Genomic DNA, 19,444 nt, shown 5'->3' with positions numbered 1-19,444 from the left:
TCACCCTGCCTGGCTGAACTCGATGTGCAGTTCGGTCAGCCCGCGGAGCAGGAACGTCGGCTCGTAGCCGTAGCGACGGCTGCCGGCGGGACCGTGATCGGATTCGCTGATGGTGATGTCCCGCATCCGGTCGAGGAGCCGGTGCACGGTGATGCGTCCCTCGACGCGGGCCAGGGGAGCGCCTGCGCAGGTGTGGATTCCCCGGCCGAACGCGATGTGTTCGCGGACGTTCTTGCGATCCAGCCGGAACTCCTTTGGCTCGTCGAACTTTCGCGGGTCCCGGTTCGCCGCGCCGAGGCAGAGCATCAGCACGGTGCCGGCCGGGATGTGCACCCCCGCCAGCGTCGTCGTCTTGCGGGCGAGCCGGAAGTCGACCTTGGTGGGGCTCTCGAGGCGAAGGGACTCCTCGATGAACGCCGGTATCAACTCCCGGCGTTCGCGCAGGATCTGCTGGAACTCCGGGCGGTCCCCGAGGGTCTGCACGGCCGCGCTCAACAACTTGGTGACGGTTTCCTGGCCGGCCGCGAACAGGAAGGTGGCGGGCTTGGCGACCTCGAGCACTTCGGGCACCGAACCGTCGGGATAGGTCGCACACGCCATGCCGCTCAGCACGTCCTCGCGAGGTTCGCGCCGGCGCTCGGAGATGTACCCGCAGAACTTGTCATCGAGGTACTCCAGCGGATTCAGGCCCACCGGTTCACCGTCGAGCGCGCCCACCCGGTTACCCGCCGGCTTCTCGGCGCCAAGTGCGCGGCGGAACTCGGCGCGGTCCTCGGCCGGCACGCCCAGCAGGTCGGTGATCGCGAGCGTCGCGAAGGGGCGGGCGTACTCGGAGAGGAACTCGCATCTGCCGTTGGCGATGAACTCGTCGAGCTGGTCGTCGACCAGTCGCCACATGAACTCCTCGTTCTCCTGGAGCCGTCGCGGTGTCAGCAGCCTGCTCAGCAGCGACCGGGCCCGTTCGTGCGCGGGCGGATCCATGACCACCATGTGTTCGAAGATCGGAAACTCGTGCCGGTGCGCCTCGATCTGTTCGGTGATGTCGTCACCCTCGGGTTCGAACGGCAGCGGAGGGAACGGGCCGCCGATCGCATTGACCGCGGAGAAGGAATCGAAGTCCTTGAACGCCGCCATGACCTCCCCGTAACCCGTCACGGCCACCACCCCGTGGTGTGGCTCCCGGTACACCGGGCCATGGCTGCGGAGCCACTCGAGATAGCCGTAGGGATCCTGGGCGGTCGCCGCGTCGGTGAAGTAGTCCACTGAAGCCAGATCGGTCATGCCGTCGCCGTCCTTCCGGTCCGGTCTGGTGAATGCTGCTCGGATACAACGCTGATCGCGCCGCACAGATGTGTGTCGACGTGGACACGTCGAGCTGACGCAGACATCGGCGACGCCCTCCAAAAAACTGATCGATCGATCAAATTTCGTGACTGGTCATGGATACCACGCGTCGATTACGGTGGTCAAGACGCGGGCCGCCGACGGCGAATCGCCCGATGCGACAACGGATCGTGGAGACTGCTGAGATGGCTGCCCCCGGAAAGCCGAAGGCGAAGGACGCCGGCGCACGGCTTCGCCTGATCGAGGCCACCGCTCAAATCATGCGGGACGAGGGCTATGCCGCGGCCACCTCGCGGCGGGTCGCCGCCGTGGCCGGCGTGAAGCCGGCGCTGGTCTACTACTACTTCGACACGATGGACGACCTGTTCCTGGCGGTGCTGCGGGCCGGAGCCGAGGTCTCCCTGGCAGAGATGCGCAAGGCGCTCACCGAGGACAACCCGCTGCGGGCGCTGTGGGTGATCAACTCCGACCCCCGCCGCACCGGTCTGAACACCGAGTTCATGGCGATGGCCAATCACCGCAAGGTGATCGGCGCCGAACTGAAGGCATACGCCGAGCGGGTGCGCGACATCGAGACGGCCGCGGTGACCGTCGCGCTGCGCACCCACGGCGTGGACCTCGAGGACTACCCGCCGGTCGTCGTCTCGATGCTGGTGGCGCAGATGGCACGCAGCCTCTGCAACGAGATCGCCATCGGTGTCACCGACGGGCACGATCAGATGCGCGCGTTCCTCGAACGCTTTTTGGTCCGGTACGACGGCGACGCGCCGTCGGCCCGGAAGCCGTGACACCGTCCCCGGGTCACTTCAGCATGCTGCCGGCGTCCACGGTAACGGGAAGACCGGTCACGTAACGCGCCTCGTCGGAGGCGAGGAACAGCACGGCATTGCTGATGTCCTCGGGTTCGACCCATCCGACGGGCAGCACGTGCATCATCCTGGCGACGACCGCCATGTCGTCAGGTCCGGGCGCGTCCAGGTCGGGCCGGAAGAGGCGCATGGTCCCTTCGTTCATGAACATCGGGGTGTTGACGTTGGTCGGGTGCACGGAGTTGACCCGGATGGAATGCTCGCCCAGTTCGACCGCGAACGTCCGCATCAGCCCGACCACACCATGTTTCGCGGCGATGTAGTGGCCGGTGTGTGGATAGGCCTTGAGCCCACCGACCGAACTGGTGAGCACGATCGAGCCGCCGCGCCCACCCGAGAGAATGTGCGGCACACCGGCCTTGACCGTCTTCCACACCCCGGACAGGTTGACGTCGATCATGTCCTGCCAATCCTGCTCGCTGGTCTTGTCCAACGTCTGTCCGCCGTTGCCGATGCCTGCGTTGGCGACGATGATGTCCAGTCGCCCGAGCTGTTCGACACCGCTGTCCACGGCGGCCTTGAGGGCGTCGTAGTCGCGGACGTCGACCTCGACGGTGACGATGCGGCGGTTCTGTCCCTTGATCAAGTCGGCGGTCTCGGCCAAGTCGTCGGGTGTGGACGGCGGGATCACGCTGTTGCTGCTGACCGGCGCGCAGACGTCCACCGCGATGATGTCGGCGCCCTCCTGCGCGAGTCTCAGGGCGTGGCTCCGGCCCTGGCCCCGGGCCGCTCCCGTGACGAATGCGACCTTGCCCGCTACGCGGTCACCCATGCTCTACACCTCCGGTTGGCGCCGCACTCGGGCGGGCGAGAGAGAACTGATCGATCGATCAGGACTCTGGCAGTGACGGCCCGCGGAGTCAAGGGGGGTCGACTTCCCGCGGGGGACCGGACGGGCGGAGCTCGCGCTAGACCGAGGCGCGCAACGCGAGCCGGCGCGCGGACAGCATCGCGTCCCACACCCGCTCACCGGTGGCCGCCGAGATGCGTTCCGCCGCATCCAGCGCGGCCACTGCCTGCGCCCGATCCCGATGGGCGGACTCGACGTCGGAGAGCAGCGCGTAGTACAGCGGCGAGAAGATCCGTCGTCCGCCCCTGGCATGCGCGGCGATCGCGTCGTGCATGTCCTCGGTGGTGTCGATGCCGTCCGGACCCGTCGCGAGCGCCCAGCCGCGGATGAGCTGAGCGCCCGGAATGAATTGCTCGACACCGAGTTCGGTGAGCTCGCCGAGCACCTGGTCAGCCCGCTGCGCGAGCCCGTCGACGTTGCCGAGCATCGCGGACAGCTGCACGGCCGCGGTCCGGACGACCGCTGTGCCGAAGCCGTCGTTGCGCGCGCCGCCCAGTGCGACCCCGCGCGCGATCGCCGACTCGGCCGCATCCAGGTCACCGCGCAGCGCATAGGCATGGCATCCGACGCCGTAGGCGATGACGTCGAACGAGGCCAGCGCGCCGTACCGTTCCCAGTCGGCCGGATGCTCCCAGAGTCGTTCGAGGGTGCTGACGCACGGGTCGAGCTGCCCGCGCATGAACTGTGCGAGTGCCCGGATGTAATGCCCGGCCGATCCGGCGAGGCCGTCGCCGGTCGATTCGTGGTAGGCGATCAACCCGTCGGAGAGCACCCGCGCCTCGTGGTAGCGCCCCGATCCACAGGCCTCGAGGCAGCCCATGGCCACCGCCACGGTGAACGGCTCCGCGTCGGCGTCCCCCTCCGAGGAGCGCCGTAGGTCCTCGAGCACTCCCATCGAACTCTGGCCGTTCACCACCGCTTCGACCGACGCCAGCTGCATCCGCAGATCGGTCTCGCGTGCGGTGCGTCCGGGGTCGGCGGGCAGCCGGGCGCAGACCTCCAGTGCGCGGCGGTCCAATTCGGCCACTTCGGCGTACATCGACCTTGTCCACGCATCGCGACGCGCCCCGTCGATGAGCGCGAGCGCGGTGTGCGGGTCGAGGGCGCCACCCGCACGCCAGGCGTGCAGCGCGCCGTCGGCCGTCTCCTGCGGTGTGCGGCCGGCCGACGCCGCCGCATGGGCGCGCGCGAGTTCGGCATGGAGTTCGGCGCGGGCCACGCCGGCGATCTGCGACGCGATCGCGTCGCGTACCAGGCCGTGGCTGAAGCGGTAGGCCCCGAACTGGTCGGTCGAGTCCCGCAGCAGACCGGCGGCCAGGGCGGGCTCGAGGTCGGCGGCCGCGGCATGCGCGCTCATTTGCAACGCCGTGGCCAGCCGGGCGATGGGGAACTCCATCCCGGTGACGGCCGCCGCGGTGAGCACCCTGCGCGTGGCGTCGGGCAGATCGGCCATCCGGCGGCGGACGATGCCCGACACGGCGTCGGGGACGTCGTCACCCTCGATCACCCTGGTGGTGGCGTCGAGGCGTTCGCTGTCGTGGAGCAGACGCACCAATTCGCCGATGTAAAAGGGGTTCCCGCCGGTACGGGTCCGCACCGCTGCTGTGAACTCTGGAGTCGGTTCGATTCCCGTCAGTTCTCTGATCAGCACGGCGGTCGCCTCGGCGTCGATGCCCCGTAGCGAGATCAGTGTGATGTGGGCGCGGCTCAGGAGGCGGTCGAAGGCGTCCTCGCGCAGCGGGCGCTCGTCGCCGCCGGCCTGCCACGTGGCGAGAATCAGCAGCGGCACCCGATGTACGGCGTCGGACAGCAGCTCGAGGACGTCGCAGGTGAGACCGTCAGCGCGGTGAAGGTCGTCGAGCACCACGACGGTGGGTGTCTTCTTCGACTGTGCCGCGACGGCCCGTGCGGTGGACTGGGCGAGGTCGTACTCGGCGTGGGCGCCGGACTCGTCCGGGTCCGCGCTCGCCTGCCCGATCACCTCGTTCCAAGCCCACATCGGCGGCCGCACCACGTCGCCCGCATGTCCGGCCCAGGTCACCGACATGCCGAGACCATCCGCGGCACGGGCTGTTTCGGTCGCCAACGCCGTCTTGCCGACGCCGCTGTCGCCGGTGAGGACGGCGATGCTGCCCCGGCCTGCCGCCGCAGCGGTCAGTGCGGCGCGAAGCCGATGGAGCTCCGCGGACCGTCCGTGCAACGCGCTCTCGCTGATGTCTCTCGGTGCCTGCTGCCGGCCGCCGCGGGCGGGCCGCCAGTCGAGGTCGGGAGACTCGTCCCGGATCTGCTCGGCGAGGCGCTGCAGCGGCAGGCCGGGCCGCACCCCGAGCTCCTCGTCGAGCACGGCGGCCAGCTGCGCATAGGCGCGCAGCGCCTCCGAGCGGCGACCGGCGCGGTAGAGCGCCACCATCAGCTGGGCCGACAGCGGTTCCCGCATCGGATTGGCGGCCACCTCGAGCGCGAGGCCCGCGATCGAGGCCTCGGCGCGTCCGAGCCGGAGCTCCGCCTCGAACCGCGCCTCCACGGCGTCGGCCCGTAGTGTCTCGAGCCGGTGCACCTCCTGTTGGACGAACACCTCATTGCGCAGGTCCGACAGGGGCGTGCCACGCCAGAGCCCGAGTGCCCGCTGCAGGGTCCGCGACGAACCCTCGGCGTCGCCGCTGTCGAGCTGACGCCGACCCCGCTCGATCAGGTCCTCGAAGTCCCTGGCATCGACCCGGTGGTTCCCGACGTCGAGGCAGTAGGAGCTGGTCCCGGTGGTCAGGCCGAGGTCGGCGCCGAGTATCCGGCGCAGATTGGCGACATAGGCGCGCAGTGACAGCACGGGTTTGCGCGGGGCAGCGTCGTGCCAGACATCGTCGATCAGCCGGTCGATCTCGACGTCGCGGCCGGCGTTGAGGAGCAACGCGGCCAGGACCGCCCGTTGGCGCAGGCCTCCGAGTGGCCGCGGTTCGCCGTCACGCAGCACGGTCAGCGGCCCGAGCATCAGGAAGTCCAAGCGACACCGTCCGTCCGCGGCCGGGGAGGCCGGTGAGGCCTCCCGCGAGTCGTCCAATCGAACTCCAACGTCGCAAGACTAGTTTGCCCACCGCAGACGTATCGGCTCAGCAGGGACATCACAGGAAGACGGTGATCATGACCATCCCGGACGCCACGCCCCACGGGCCCGATCAGACGGTGCAGGCCGAGGTCGCCGAGGGCAAGCAGTCGACATGGCGGCAACTGGTCGGCGCCATGAGCCCGAGGACGGTGTGGAGCTGGGCCGACGGCTACCCGGTGGTGGTCAAGCAATTCGTGCAGTTCTGTCTGGTGATCGTCTACCCGGCTTGGGTGGCCGGCGTGCTGTTCGGGCTGGCGTGTTACGGCCTCTTCTACGTCACGGTCTATCCCGTGCTGTGGCTGCTGTTCTGGCCGATGCGGGCGTGGATGAAGAAGAACAGGCCGCAGGAGTACGCCGAGAGTCAGCGCAAGAAGTAGCTCCATCGCACGGGTCTGTCGGCCATGACGTGTTGGTGACGTGAAGGTTGACGGCGTAACGGCGGGGTACCGGTGGGCGACAAAGTCCATGTCAACACCGAAACAGTCGGTCGTTGGGCTTTCGTCGCGGCGGATGCCAAGCAGCGGCATCCCGAGCCGGGTGATCCGTGAGCCGGGCCGCGTCCTGCGATGTGCCGCGCCGCGGCACCCCTTCAGATGGAGCGTGAGAGATGACATCAATATCCCGATCGGTCCGCCGCTTCGCGGCGGGCGCGCTGGCGGCGCTCATGCTGCCGGCGCTCGTCGCGGTCGCCGGTGGGTCGGCCTCCGCGGCGGCGTACTCGAGGCCGGGCCTGCCGGTCGAGACGCTGATGGTGCCGTCGGCGGCGATGGGCCGCGACATCCCGGTGAAGTTCCAGGGTGGCGGATCGAAGGCGGTCTACCTGCTCGACGGGCTGCGTGCCCGCGACGACAACAGCGGGTGGGACATCGAGACCGCCGCCTTCGAGAACTACTACCAGTCGGGCCTGTCGGTCGTCATGCCCGTCGGCGGCATGTCCAGCTTCTACACCAACTGGCAGAGCCCGGCCGTCGGCAACGGCAGGACGCAGAGCTACCAGTGGGAGACGTTCCTGACCTCCGAACTGCCCGCTTACCTCTCGGCCAACAAGGGCATCTCGCCCAGCGGAAACGCCGTGGTCGGGCTGTCGATGTCGGGTAGCTCGGCGCTGATCCTCGCCGCCTACCACCCGGGCCAGTTCTCCTACGCGGGATCGCTCTCGGGATTCCTCAACCTGTCCCAGGGCATCTGGCCCACGCTGGTCGGCTTCTCGATGCGCGACGCCGGCGGCTTCGACGCGACCGCCATGTGGGGACCCGGCGGCGGTCCGGCCTGGCAGCGCAACGACCCGACGCTGCAGGCGGGCCGGCTGGCGGCCAACGGCACCCGGATCTGGGTGTACACCGGCAACGGCAGGCCGGGGGACCTCGGTGGCGGCGGTGACATCCCCGGTCAGCTGCTGGAGAGCATCACCCAGGACAGCAACCGGGCGTTCCAAGAGGCCTACACGGCTGACGGTGGCAGCAACGCGACGTTCAACTTCCCGGCCAACGGCACGCACGGCTGGGGCTACTGGGGTTCGCAGCTCAACGCCATGAAGGGCGACATCCAGCGCACGCTGGGCGCCTGAGGTTTCGAAGGCAACGGCCGGAGCGGACATCCGCTCCGGCCGTTGTCGTCGGTCGTCCTAGCGCAGTGACGAGGTGTCGATGACGAACCGGTACCGCACGTCGCTCGCCAGCACCCGCTCGTAGGCCTCGTTGACGTACTCCGGCGCCACCACCTCGATCTCGGGCCGCACATCGTGCTCGGCGCAGAAGTCGAGCATCTCCTGGGTCTCGCGGATCCCGCCGATCAGCGAACCGGCGATGCTGCGCCGGCCGAAGATCAGCGCACCCGCAGGCACCGCCATCGGGTTCTCCGGCATGCCGAGCTCGACGAGGGTGCCGTCCAACTTCAGCAGTTTGAGGTAGTCGGCCAGGTTCAGGTTCGCCGACACGGTGTTGATGATCAGGTCGAAGGATCCCGCCAGCTCCCTGAAGGTGTTCCGGTCGCTGGTCGCGCGGTAGTCCCGCGCGCCGAGACGCAGCCCGTCCTCCATCTTCTTGAGCGACTGGCTCAGCACCGTGACCTCGGCACCCATCGCGACGGCCAGCTTGACGGCCAGGTGGCCCAGCCCGCCGAGGCCGATGACCGCTACCGAGGTGCCCGGCCCGGCGCCCCAGTGCCGCAGCGGGGAGTAGGTGGTGATCCCCGCGCACAGCAGCGGCGCCGCCTCGTCGAGCCCGATGTTCTCGGGGATGCGCAGCACGTAGCTCTCGTCCACGACGATCGCCCCGCTGTAGCCGCCCTGCGTCGGCTCGCCGTCGCGGCCCACACCGTTGTACGTGCCGACCATGCCGCCGCCCGTGCAGTACTGCTCGTTGCCGGCGCGGCATTCGGGGCATTCGCGGCAGGAGTCGACGAAGCAGCCGACGCCCACCCGGTCGCCCACCTGGTACTTGGTGACCTCGGAGCCGACCTCGGTGACCACCCCGGCGATCTCGTGGCCGGGCACGATCGGGTACTTCACGCTGCCCCATTCGGCGCGGACGGTGTGGATGTCGGAGTGACAGATGCCGGCGAAATGAATGTCGAACGCGACGTCGTGCGGTCCGACCGGCCGGCGGGTGACGGTGGTCCTGGTCAGCGGCTCGGTGGCCGAGGTCGCGGCGTAGGCGGAGACGGTGGTCATGCAGTCCTCTTCGTGCTCGTCGATTTTTGAATGCAACCGGGAACAACGAAGGCCGGCGGACCGATTACTCCCGACCGGGCTGTGAGATATCCCCTACAGGCCCGGCGCGCGGAAGGCGCCGTTGAACGACAGCCGCGTATACGACACCACGCCGGCCTGCTGGTAGGGGTCGGCGGCGATCACCGCCTCGGCGTCCTCGACACCGATGTCACCGGTGACCAGGACGCCGCCGGCCTGGGACTCCTGCCGGCCGGCGAGCAGGAGGCGGCCCGCCGCGATCTCCTCTTCGAGCCATGCGAGATGCGCGGTCCGGGTCTTGTCGATGACGTCGAGGGGCTGCTGGTAGGTCAGCGTGAGGACGTGAAACACGCCGACGACACTACTCGATCTCGCCACTTCACGATAAAGCCATGTCAGCCAACGTATTTCGCTAAGATCGGGTGGTGAATCAGCGACCGCGGGTCACCCGCCTGGTGATGTACAAGCACGGCGTGGCCTACCTGGAGCGCAGCGGTCCCGCCGACGGGTCCTTCGAGCTGTCCTTCCGGCAGGGCGACATGAACGACGTGCTGAAGTCGTTGGCGGTCGGCGTCATCCGCGGGACGGCCGCCTTCGGCGGGGTCGGATTCGAGACCCCCAGCGACTCCGATGCGCTGCTGGCGGCCCGCAAGCTGCTGCTCACGCCGGGTGCGGCGCTCACCGGCCTGCTCGACGCCGTGCGCGGGCGCACCGTCGAGCTGGCCGCCGACGACGGTGTCCACCGTGGCGAGGTGATCGGCGTGGACGAGGCGGATGGCGGTACCGCGGCGCCGCGGCGGCTGCTCGTGCTGCGGACGGGGGAGGGGGCACTGCGCCTGGTGGATCTCGCCGGTGTCCGCGGCGTCGATCTGGTCGAGGAGCCGTCCCGGGACGACCTGGGTTATCTGGTGGAGCGGTCCCGCGCGGCGACGGCCGGAGAGCAGCGCACCGTGGCGGTCCGCCTCGACGGCGCCGCCGACGACGTGCGGGTCTCCTACGTCGTGCCCGCACCGGTGTGGCGGGTGTCCTACCGGCTGGTGTGCGACGGCACGGCGGTCACGCTGCTCGGGCTGGCCATCGTGCACAACCCCGTCGACGAGGAATTGGCCGACGTGGCACTGACCCTCACCACCGGGCAGCCGGTGTCGTTCGACATCGACCTCTACCACGGCAAGTGGGTGCGGCGGACGGTGGTGGAGGAGGAGGAGCGCGTGGCCTCGGCGCCCGCGCCGAGCGGTGCTCCGATGCCCGTGAGGGCCATGATGGCACGGGAGACGGCCTATGCCGACCCAGGCGCGGCTGACGCCGATTACTCCGAAACCGGTGACCGCGGTGAGCATTTCGAGTACCGGCTGACCGCACCCGTCACGTTGGCGCGCGGCGGGTCGGCGATGGTTCCGATGGTGACCACCCGGCTCGAAGACGCCCGCCGGGAGCGGGTCTGGCGCGACGGGTCGGGCTCGGCGCCCGACATCGTGCTGGTGTTCACCAACTCCACCGGCGTGGTGCTCGAGGAGGGTGCCGCCGTGGTGTACGACGACGGCAGTTATGCCGGGGAGGCGATGCTGCCGTACACCGCCCGCGGTGCCCAGCTGCGGCTGACGTTCGCCAAGGACCTCGCGGTGCGCTGCGCCAAGTCAACCGGCCACCGGACGGTGACCACGAAGGTGCGGCTCGGCCGGGAGGGGCTGATCGAGGAGCAGCGTCGTGACGAGCAGCACCTGTGGCGTGCCGACAACGACGGCGACACCGCCGTCGAGCTCTGGGTCGAGCTGCGCCGTCGTACCGGGTACCAGCTGGACGGCGCGGTCGCACCGGTCGAGCAGACCGCCACGCACCACCGGTTCCGGATCGACGTGCCCGCGCACGGGCATGCGGAACTGACGGTGCTCGAGTCCTACCGGACGCAGATCACCGCCGGCTACGACCGGTTGTCGCCCGACCAGCTCGGCGACTGGCTGTCGCGCAGGCTGCTCGACGAGTCGACCTTCCGGGAGCTGCGCGGGGTGCTGGAGCACTGGGAGGCGGCCCGCCGGATGGAAGCCGAGCGCGACCGGATGGTCGAGGAGCGCGACGAGGCGTTCGCCGGCCAGGCCCGTATCGCCGAACAGCTCGAGGTGCTCCGTGACGCGGGCCCGGAGGGCGAGGTGCGCGCCCGCACCGTCGATCAGCTGGTGGCGTTGCAGGACCGGGCCGCCGCCCTCGATGCCGACATCCGGCGCAACCGCGACCGCGTCGACGCCGAGAATCGTTCCGCAGCAACCGAACTCGAGCGCTTGATCGCGAGCGGGGTCAGTTGATCGGGGCGTTGACCTGCCGCAGGTCGGCAAGGATGCCGCGCGCCGCGACGATGCCCTGGCCGGTGTGCCAGATCTCGTTGTTGACCGTGAACACCCGGTGGTCCCGGGTGGCCGACAATGCGCGCCAGGCGTCGCTGTCGAACACCTCGGCGGCACGCTCACGTGCGGCGGCCGACGCGAAGGACAGGTAGACGATGTCGCCGTCGGCGATGGCGTAGTCGGGGGAGTCGGCCGTGGCGACCTCGACGTAGGGCTTGTCGGTGAAGCGCTGCGCGGCGGGGCGATCGAGCCCGACCTCCGCGAGCACGCTGCCCGCGAAGTCGTCCACGCCGTAGACCCGCAGCGTGGTGTCGGTGAGCTGCGCCACCGAGGCCTGGAAGTGCGCGGCGTCGTTCTCGGCTCCGGTCCTGCGGGCGGCCTCGTCAAAGCCGTCGATCAGGTCGCCCGCGGCATCGAACCGGCCGGTGGCAGCACCGACCGTGCGCAGATTGGCTTTCCAGTCCACTCCGGGCGGGCCGGTGAACACGGTCGGGGCGATCGCCGACAACGCGGGGTAGGCCTGTGGTGTCAGGGCCTGCGAGCCCAGGATGAGGTCGGGGTCGGCGGCGTCGATCGCCGCGAGGTCGGGATCGCTGCGGCTGCCCGCGCCCGGCACGTCGTGCACCACGCGGCCCAGGTAGGAGGGCTGGTCGGCCGCGCCGTCGGGCAGCGCCGCGGCGACGATGCGGCCCTGCAGCCCGAGCGCACACAGCGCGTCGAGCTGGTCACCGGAGAGCACCACGATGCGCTGCGGGTCCGCAGGCACCTGCGTCTCGCCGACGGCATGGCGGACGGGGCGCTCACGCGCACCCGGGTCGACCCGCGCCGGCTCGGGCGCACAGGACTCGTCGGGCCTGCGGTCGTTGCCCAGCACACCCGCACCGGCGATGCTCGTCGTACTGGTCACCAAGGTCGACGCCGCGGGCGGGGCGCCTGCCGGCTCGCCCGACGATCCGCAGGAGGTCACGGCGACCGCCACGACCACGGCCGATGCCGCTGCGCACAGCCGCATCCGCGGTCCGCTGATCAGCACGTGGCCGACGGTAACATCCATCGCGGTGACCACCGGTCCAGCGGTCGGACCGCCGATCCGAGCCGAATTACGACAATTTGTAGGACCCAGGCTGACCCGGCCCCCGCAGAGCGATAAGATTCAGTACGAAACACGCGGGGCCCGCCCCGCACAGGACCTTTGGAGGATCTCTTGGTAGCCGAAGCGCCCCCAATCGGAGAACTCGAGGCACGGCGCCCCTTTCCGGAGAGGCTCGGCCCCAAGGGCAACCTGATCTACAAACTGATCACCACCACCGATCACAAGCTGATCGGCATCATGTACTGCGTCGCCTGCTTCGTGTTCTTCTTCATCGGCGGGTTGATGGCGCTGTTCATGCGCACCGAACTCGCGGTGCCGGGCCTGCAGTTCCTGTCCAACGAGCAGTACAACCAGCTGTTCACCATGCACGGCACGGTGATGCTGCTGTTCTACGCCACGCCCATCGTGTTCGGCTTCGCCAACCTGGTGCTTCCGCTGCAGATCGGCGCGCCCGACGTGGCGTTCCCGCGGCTCAACGCCTTCTCGTTCTGGCTCTTCCTGTTCGGCGCGCTGATCGCGATCGCCGGCTTCATCACCCCCGGCGGCGCGGCCGACTTCGGCTGGACCGCCTACTCGCCGCTGACCGACGCCATCCACTCACCGGGTGCCGGCGGCGACCTGTGGATCATGGGCCTGGCCGTCGGCGGTCTCGGCACCATCCTCGGTGGCGTCAACATGATCACCACGGTGGTCTGCATGCGTGCGCCCGGTATGACCATGTTCCGGATGCCGATCTTCACCTGGAACATCCTGGTGACGTCGATCCTGGTGCTGCTGGCCTTCCCGCTGCTCACCGCGGCGCTGTTCGGCCTCGCCGCCGACCGCCATCTCGGCGCCCACGTCTACGACCCGGCCAACGGCGGCGTGCTGCTCTGGCAACACCTCTTCTGGTTCTTCGGCCATCCCGAGGTGTACATCATCGCCCTGCCCTTCTTCGGGATCGTGACCGAGATCTTCCCGGTGTTCTCGCGCAAGCCGATCTTCGGCTACACCACCCTGATCTACGCGACGCTGGCCATCGCCGCGCTGTCGGTCGCGGTGTGGGCGCACCACATGTACGCCACCGGCGCGGTGCTGCTGCCGTTCTTCTCGTTCATGACGTTCCTCATAGCCGTGCCCACCGGGATCAAGTTCTTCAACTGGATAGGCACGATGTGGAAAGGCCAGTTGACGTTCGAGACACCGATGTTGTTCTCGGTCGGCTTCCTGGTGACCTTCCTGCTCGGTGGCCTGTCCGGTGTGCTGCTGGCCAGCCCGCCCATCGACTTCCACGTGACCGACAGCTACTTCGTCATCGCGCACTTCCACTACGTGCTGTTCGGCACCATCGTGTTCGCCACGTACGCCGGCATCTACTTCTGGTTCCCGAAGATGACCGGCAGGCTGCTCGACGAACGGCTGGGCAAGCTGCACTTCTGGCTCACCTTTATCGGCTTCCACGCCACCTTCCTGGTGCAGCACTGGGTGGGCGACGAGGGCATGCCGCGCCGCTACGCCGACTACCTGCCGTCGGACGGCTTCACCACGCTCAATATCGTGTCGACCATCGGTGCGTTCATCCTCGGCATCTCGACGCTGCCGTTCGTCTGGAACGTCTTCAAGAGCTGGCGCTACGGCGAACCGGTGACCGTCGACGATCCTTGGGGCTACGGCAACTCGCTGGAGTGGGCGACCAGCTGCCCGCCGCCGCGGCACAACTTCACCGAGCTGCCGCGGATCCGGTCCGAGCGCCCGGCGTTCGAGCTGCACTATCCGCACATGGTGGAGCGGATGCGCGCCGAGGCGCACGTCGGTCGCGACCACCATGCGGACGAGCCCAAGCCCATCGACGCGTCCAGTTGATGGACTGCTGCGACATCAGGGGATGAACGCAGCAGACAAGGTGTCGGTGCTGATCACCGTCACCGGGGTGGATCAGCCGGGCGTCACGTCGGCATTGTTCGAGGTGCTCTCGCGGCACAACGTCGAACTGCTCAACGTCGAACAGGTGGTCATCCGCGGCCGGCTCACCCTCGGTGTGCTGCTGTCGGCGCCCCCGGCCGTCGCCGACGGCGATGCGCTGAGCGCCGAGGTGACCGAGGTGATCCACCGGCTGGGCCTCGAGGTGAGCGTCGAACCCAGCGGCAACTCGCCGGTGATGCGGCACCTGTCGACGCACACCATCGTCGCCCTCGGGCGGCCGTTCACCGCCGGTGCGTTCAATGCGCTGGCTCGCGAGCTGGCGTTCCTCGGAGTGAACATCGACTTCATCCGCGGCATCTCGGACTATCCGGTCACCGGGCTCGAGCTGGGGGTGTCCGTGCCGACCACGGTGCTCGCCAAGCACGTGCAGTCGGCGCTCGCGCGGGTGTCCGCCGACGAACAGGTCGATCTCGCGCTGGAGGACTACAGCATCTCGCGGCGTGCCAAGCGGCTGATCGTGTTCGACGTGGACTCGACGCTGATCCAGGGTGAGGTCATCGAGATGCTCGCCGACCGGGCCGGCGCGCTGGCCGCCGTCGCCGAGGTCACCGAGGCGGCCATGCGCGGCGAACTGGACTTCGCGGAGTCGCTGCACCGCCGGGTGGCCACGCTGGCCGGGCTGCCCGCCGAGGTGCTCGACGAGGTCGCCGAACAGCTGGAGCTCACGCCGGGCGCCCGCACCACGATCCGGACACTGCGCCGGCTGGGCTACCACTGCGGCGTGGTGTCGGGCGGGTTCCGCCAGGTGATCGAACCGCTGGCCCACGAACTGATGCTCGACTACGTCGCGGCCAACGAGCTGGAGATCGTCGACGGGAAGTTGACCGGCCGGGTCGTCGGCCAGGTGGTCGACCGCCCCGGAAAGGCAAGGGCGCTAAGGGATTTTGCGCAGCAGGCCGGGGTCCCGATGGAGCAGACGGTGGCCGTCGGCGACGGCGCCAACGACATCGACATGCTTGCGGCGGCCGGGCTGGGCGTGGCGTTCAACGCCAAACCCGCGCTGCGTGAGGTCGCCGACGCGTCGCTGAGCCATCCGTACCTGGACACCGTGCTGTTCATTCTGGGTGTGACCCGCGGGGAGATCGAGGCTGCCGACGCGGTCGACGGCATGGTCCGCCGCGTGGAGATCCTCGACGACTAGACCACCAGGGCCTGGGGTTCGGGTCCGGTGGAGCCGGTGACGCTGCGCCAGGCCCGCGCGAGCAGCCGCACCGCGTCGGCCATCTGATCCGGCGGCAGGGTGTACGGGATCCGGACGAACCGCTCGAGGGTGCCGTCGACACCGAACCGCGGTCCCGGCGGCACGTCGAGCCCCATCCGCGACGCGGCCGCCGACAGCGCCGAACTCATCGGGGCGGGCAGCCGCACCCACAGCGCAAGGCCGCCACCGCCCGGGCACGGCCGCCAGTCGGGCAGGTGCTCGTCGAGCAGCGACAACATCAGCGCCCGCCGGGTGCGCAGCAGCTCACGCCGCTCGGGCAGTACGTCCTCGGCGACCCGCAGCAGTTCGGCGGCGGCCAGCTGCTCGAAGATCGGCGTGCCCATGTCGATCGACGGCCGCAGCGCCGCGACGGTGGCCAGGGTGCTGCGCTCGGCGCGGATCCAGCCGATGCGCAGGCCGCCCCAGAACGACTTCGACATCGAACCGAGTGTCATCACCAGGTCGCGCCGCCGGTTCAGGAAACTCGCGACGGGTGCGGGGACGGGCTCGTCGATCCACACCTCGGTCATCGTCTCGTCGATGATGGTGCGGGTACGGGTGTCGGCGATCAGGTCGGCCAGTTCCCGGCGGTGGGCGGCCGGCATGGTGAGCCCGGTCGGGTTGTGGTTGTCGGGCACCAGATACGCCAGGTTCGGCGCCAGCTGCCGGATCGCGGCGTGCATCGCGCCGAGATCCCAGCCGTCCTCGGTGAGCGGCACCGGCACCGGGCGACCGCCCGCGGTGGTGATGGCCGCGATCGCGCCGTGGTACGTCGGCTGATCGACCAGCACCCGGTCGCCCGGCTGGGTGTAGGTCGCCAGGATCAGCCCGAACGCGTGCAGCGTTCCCGTCGTGACCATGATCTCGTCGGGCTCGGTGGGCAGCCCCCGGGCGCAGTAGCGTTCGGCGATCGCCTCGCGCAGCGGCAGCACACCGGTCAGTTCGATGCCGATGTCCTGCAGATAGGGCGTGATCTGCCGGGTTGCGGTGGTGAAGGCGTCGAGCACCGCCGTCGCGGGAGCCGCAAGTGCGGCGTTGGCGAAGTTGACCGAGATCCCGGGTGTCGTGAACGCCTCGACCGTGGTGGACGCCGTGGCCGTGACCGGGAGCGCGGTGGTGCTGCGGGCGCCGCGGCGGGCCACCAGGTAGCCGTCGTCGCGCAGCTGCGCGTAGGCGGCGGTGACGGTGGTGCGCGACACCCGCAGCGCGTCGGCCAGCGCCCGCTCGCTCGGCAGCCGGGCGCCGACCGGCAGCCGGCCGTCGATGATGAGCATCCGGATGCCGTCGGCCAGGCCCTGGTACGCCGGGCCGCTCCGGCTCGACGTGCGCCAGTTGCCCAGATCGCGGGCCAGTAGATCCTCGTCGAGCGCGCGGGCCATCGTGTCGATGCTCATTTGCAGCCAGTATGAGCCAACTGGCTATTGGACCGCAAGCCAGTCAAGGCCAGAATCGTCATATGGCTTCGAACTGGATACTAAAATTGGGTGAGCGCCTCGCAAACCTGTTCTCTTACCGCCCAGTGGGGTCCACCTCAGGCGAACTGGACTCTGATCTGCGCCGGATACGCAGCGAACTGGACGCCATCCGCGTCCGGTTCCCCGATCACGCGTGACGCGGACCCGAAGGGCGTCGCTGCGCGGCGCCGCACTCCTCGCCGGCCTGATCGGTTACGGATTCTCGATGGCCCTGATGGTGCGGGCCGGCCTCGGCCTCGACCCCTGGGACGTGTTCCACCAGGGCCTGGCCGGCCACACCGGGATGTCGTTCGGCCTCGCCACCGCGTTGGTCGGCGTCGCCGTGCTGCTGGCCTGGATCCCGCTGCGCAACCGCCCGGGCGTGGGCACCGTGGCCAACGTGATCGTCATCGCGGTCACCGTCGACGCCACCCTCGCCGTCCTGCCTGCGCCGGTGTCGATGCCGGTGAGGATCGGCTGGATGGTGACCGCCGTCCTGCTCAACGCGTTCAGCACGGTCCTCTATGTCGGCGCAGGCCTAGGACCGGGACCGCGGGACGGCCTGATGACCGGGCTGGTCGCACGCACCGGCCGGTCCGTGCGGCTGGTGCGGACCACGATCGAGGTCACGGTGCTGACGGTCGGCTGGCTGCTCGGCGGCACCGTCGGCGTCGGCACGCTGGTCTACGCGTTCGGGATCGGGCCGCTCGTGCAGATGTTCGTGTGGCTGACGCCGAAACGGCTCCTCGCCGTCAGCGGCTGGGCGCCGGTGGTCGGCGCGGACGATTCCGGCGGGCGAATCGCCGCGAGGCGGCCGGCGTCGCGACGGCGGCGCAACACTACGATGGGCGAGTGCCGGAAGAAGACACCGCAGCTGACACGGCCGACCCCGACCTGCTGATCGATTTCGCCCGGGTCACGCTGCGCCGCGGCGGCCGGACGCTCGTCGGACCCGTCACCTGGGCGGTGGAACTCGACGAACGCTGGGTGGTCATCGGGCCGAACGGTGCAGGCAAGACGTCGCTGCTGCGGATCGCGGCCGCCATGGAGCATCCCTCGAGCGGCACCGCGTTCGTGCTGGGCGAACGGCTCGGCCGGGCCGACATGGCCGAGCTGCGCTCGCGGGTCGGGCTGAGCAGTTCTGCACTGTCGCAACGGGTTCCGGACGACGAGGTGGTCCGCGACCTGGTGGTGTCCGCCGGATACGCGGTGCTGGGGCGCTGGCGGGAGTCCTATGAGGACGTCGACTACGCGCAGGCGGTCGACATGCTGGAGAGCGTCGGCGCCGAGCACCTCGCCGAACGTCTGTACGGCACGCTGTCCGAGGGGGAACGCAAGCGGGTGCTCATCGCTCGGTCGATGATGACCGACCCCGAACTGCTGCTGCTCGACGAGCCGGCGGCCGGCCTGGACCTCGGCGGGCGCGAGGAACTGGTGGCGCGGTTGGAGGATCTCGCCGCAGACCCCGACGCGCCGGCCATGGTGCTGGTCACCCACCACGTCGAGGAGGTGCCCCGCGGGTTCAGCCACGGCCTGATCCTGTCGGAGGGCCACGTGGTCGCCTCGGGTCTGTTGACCGACGTGCTCACCGCCGAGAACCTGTCCACGGCATTCGGCCAGTCGATCGCCCTGGAGAACGTCGACGGCCGCTACTTCGCGCGGCGCACCCGCAGCCGCGCGGCACACAGGAGGCGTGCATGACCGGCCAGGATGACACCGGGGCATCCCCCGATCCTCTGGTGCCCCGGCCCGCGGCGACGGTGATGCTGATCCGCGACGGGCGTCAGGGCGCACCCATCGAGGTCTTCCTGATGCGCAGGCACTCGGCGATGGACTTCGTGGCCGGGGTGATGGTGTTCCCCGGCGGCGGCGTCGACAAGCGCGACCGCAACGCCGACATCGCCTGGGCCGGCCCGGAGCCGGCATGGTGGGCCGGACGGCTCGGCGTGGACACGGACCTGGCCGGCGCGCTGGTGTGCGCCGCCGCCCGCGAGACGTTCGAGGAGTCCGGCGTGCTGTTCGCGGGCGCCGCCGACGATCCCGACGTGCTGGTCGACGACGCCTCGGTGTACCGGGCGCAGCGGCAGGCGCTGGTCGACAGGTCGCTGTCCTTCGCCGAATTCCTGAAGACGGAGAAGCTGGTGCTGCGGGCCGACCTGCTGCGCCCGTGGGCGAACTGGGTGACCCCGAAGGAGGAGCGCACCCGCCGCTACGACACCTACTTCTTCGTGGGCGCGATCCCGCAGGGCCAGCGCGCCGACGGCGACAACACCGAGACCGATCAGGCCGGCTGGATCACCCCGACCGAGGCGCTCGACGACTTCGCCGCCGGGCGCACCTTCCTGCTGCCGCCGACGTGGACCCAGCTCGACTCGCTGGCCGGCCACACCGTCGCCGAGGTGCTGGCGGTGGAGCGCAGGATCGAGGCCGTCGAACCCCACCTGGCCGCACGCGACGGCAACTGGGAGATCGAGTTCTTCGACAGCGACCGCTACAACGCCGCCCGGGACCACCGCGCCCCGCAGGGATACAGCGGCGACTGA

Annotated in this window: 16 protein-coding genes; 9 read left to right on the top strand and 7 right to left on the bottom strand. The window is 69.6% G+C overall.

Annotated features, from left to right (window positions below; genetic code table 11):
* The gene (locus H7I41_RS07820) at positions 1-1,281 is read right to left on the bottom strand and encodes a cytochrome P450 (RefSeq protein WP_264012002.1); all 1,281 of its coding nucleotides are present in this window, start codon (positions 1,279-1,281) and stop codon (positions 1-3) included.
* A gap of 248 nt (positions 1,282-1,529) precedes the next feature.
* Here H7I41_RS07820 and H7I41_RS07815 point away from each other — a divergent pair, with 248 nt between their 5' ends.
* Complete coding sequence (locus tag H7I41_RS07815; protein WP_264012001.1) at positions 1,530-2,132, top strand: TetR/AcrR family transcriptional regulator; 603 nt, start codon at positions 1,530-1,532, stop codon at positions 2,130-2,132.
* Positions 2,133-2,145: 13 nt separating this feature from the next.
* Here H7I41_RS07815 and H7I41_RS07810 read toward each other — a convergent pair whose 3' ends face one another.
* Both H7I41_RS07810 and H7I41_RS07805 read right to left on the bottom strand, forming a co-directional pair.
* The gene (locus H7I41_RS07810) at positions 2,146-2,985 is read right to left on the bottom strand and encodes a mycofactocin-coupled SDR family oxidoreductase (RefSeq protein WP_264012000.1); all 840 of its coding nucleotides are present in this window, start codon (positions 2,983-2,985) and stop codon (positions 2,146-2,148) included.
* Positions 2,986-3,121: 136 nt separating this feature from the next.
* Positions 3,122-6,061: an ATP-binding protein gene (locus tag H7I41_RS07805; protein WP_264011999.1), complete on the bottom strand. Its 2,940-nt coding sequence runs from the start codon at positions 6,059-6,061 to the stop codon at positions 3,122-3,124.
* A 137-nt stretch (positions 6,062-6,198) separates the two neighbouring features.
* Between H7I41_RS07805 and H7I41_RS07800 the strand changes: the two genes are divergently transcribed.
* Positions 6,199-6,540: a hypothetical protein gene (locus tag H7I41_RS07800; protein ID WP_264011998.1), complete on the top strand. Its 342-nt coding sequence runs from the start codon at positions 6,199-6,201 to the stop codon at positions 6,538-6,540.
* Positions 6,541-6,770: 230 nt separating this feature from the next.
* Complete coding sequence (locus tag H7I41_RS07795) at positions 6,771-7,730, top strand: alpha/beta hydrolase (RefSeq protein ID WP_264011997.1); 960 nt, start codon at positions 6,771-6,773, stop codon at positions 7,728-7,730.
* Positions 7,731-7,787: 57 nt separating this feature from the next.
* On the opposite strand, the gene H7I41_RS07790 is transcribed toward H7I41_RS07795, so the two are convergent.
* Both H7I41_RS07790 and H7I41_RS07785 read right to left on the bottom strand, forming a co-directional pair.
* Positions 7,788-8,834: an NAD(P)-dependent alcohol dehydrogenase gene (locus H7I41_RS07790; protein WP_264011996.1), complete on the bottom strand. Its 1,047-nt coding sequence runs from the start codon at positions 8,832-8,834 to the stop codon at positions 7,788-7,790.
* Between the two features lie 93 nt (positions 8,835-8,927).
* Entirely contained in the window at positions 8,928-9,203 is a 276-nt protein-coding gene (locus tag H7I41_RS07785) for a YciI family protein (RefSeq protein WP_264011995.1), read from the bottom strand.
* A 74-nt stretch (positions 9,204-9,277) separates the two neighbouring features.
* On the opposite strand from H7I41_RS07785, the gene H7I41_RS07780 reads away from it, so the two are divergent.
* On the top strand, positions 9,278-11,152 hold the full coding sequence (locus H7I41_RS07780) for a DUF4139 domain-containing protein (protein ID WP_264011994.1): 1,875 nt from the start codon (positions 9,278-9,280) through the stop codon (positions 11,150-11,152).
* On the opposite strand, the gene H7I41_RS07775 is transcribed toward H7I41_RS07780, so the two are convergent.
* Positions 11,145-12,224, bottom strand: a complete 1,080-nt coding sequence (locus H7I41_RS07775; RefSeq protein WP_372503712.1) for an ABC transporter substrate-binding protein — start codon at positions 12,222-12,224, stop codon at positions 11,145-11,147. The two genes, H7I41_RS07780 and H7I41_RS07775, sit on opposite strands and share 8 nt — an antisense overlap.
* Before the next feature lie 171 nt (positions 12,225-12,395).
* Here H7I41_RS07775 and ctaD point away from each other — a divergent pair, with 171 nt between their 5' ends.
* On the top strand, positions 12,396-14,126 hold the full coding sequence (gene ctaD / locus H7I41_RS07770) for an aa3-type cytochrome oxidase subunit I (RefSeq protein ID WP_264011993.1): 1,731 nt from the start codon (positions 12,396-12,398) through the stop codon (positions 14,124-14,126).
* A gap of 22 nt (positions 14,127-14,148) precedes the next feature.
* Positions 14,149-15,387: a phosphoserine phosphatase SerB gene (gene serB, locus H7I41_RS07765; protein ID WP_264011992.1), complete on the top strand. Its 1,239-nt coding sequence runs from the start codon at positions 14,149-14,151 to the stop codon at positions 15,385-15,387.
* On the opposite strand, the gene yczR is transcribed toward serB, so the two are convergent.
* A complete protein-coding gene (gene yczR, locus H7I41_RS07760) occupies positions 15,384-16,841 on the bottom strand; it encodes a MocR-like transcription factor YczR (RefSeq protein WP_264011991.1) in 1,458 nt (485 codons plus the stop codon). The two genes, serB and yczR, sit on opposite strands and share 4 nt — an antisense overlap.
* Before the next feature lie 286 nt (positions 16,842-17,127).
* Here yczR and yczE point away from each other — a divergent pair, with 286 nt between their 5' ends.
* From yczE to H7I41_RS07745, 3 genes are read left to right on the top strand one after another with little or no spacing between them, the layout of a single operon-like run.
* On the top strand, positions 17,128-17,802 hold the full coding sequence (gene yczE / locus H7I41_RS07755; protein WP_264012251.1) for a membrane protein YczE: 675 nt from the start codon (positions 17,128-17,130) through the stop codon (positions 17,800-17,802).
* Positions 17,754-18,602, top strand: a complete 849-nt coding sequence (locus H7I41_RS07750; protein ID WP_264011990.1) for an ABC transporter ATP-binding protein — start codon at positions 17,754-17,756, stop codon at positions 18,600-18,602. Before yczE ends, H7I41_RS07750 begins: the two co-directional genes overlap by 49 nt.
* Positions 18,599-19,444, top strand: a complete 846-nt coding sequence (locus H7I41_RS07745) for an NUDIX hydrolase (protein ID WP_264011989.1) — start codon at positions 18,599-18,601, stop codon at positions 19,442-19,444. Before H7I41_RS07750 ends, H7I41_RS07745 begins: the two co-directional genes overlap by 4 nt.

Source organism: [Mycobacterium] manitobense, from assembly GCF_025821665.1.
Classification (GTDB): domain Bacteria; phylum Actinomycetota; class Actinomycetes; order Mycobacteriales; family Mycobacteriaceae; genus Mycobacterium; species Mycobacterium arseniciresistens.
Note: the sequence above shows the minus strand (reverse complement) of the source record. Positions and strands in the feature narration are given on the sequence as shown.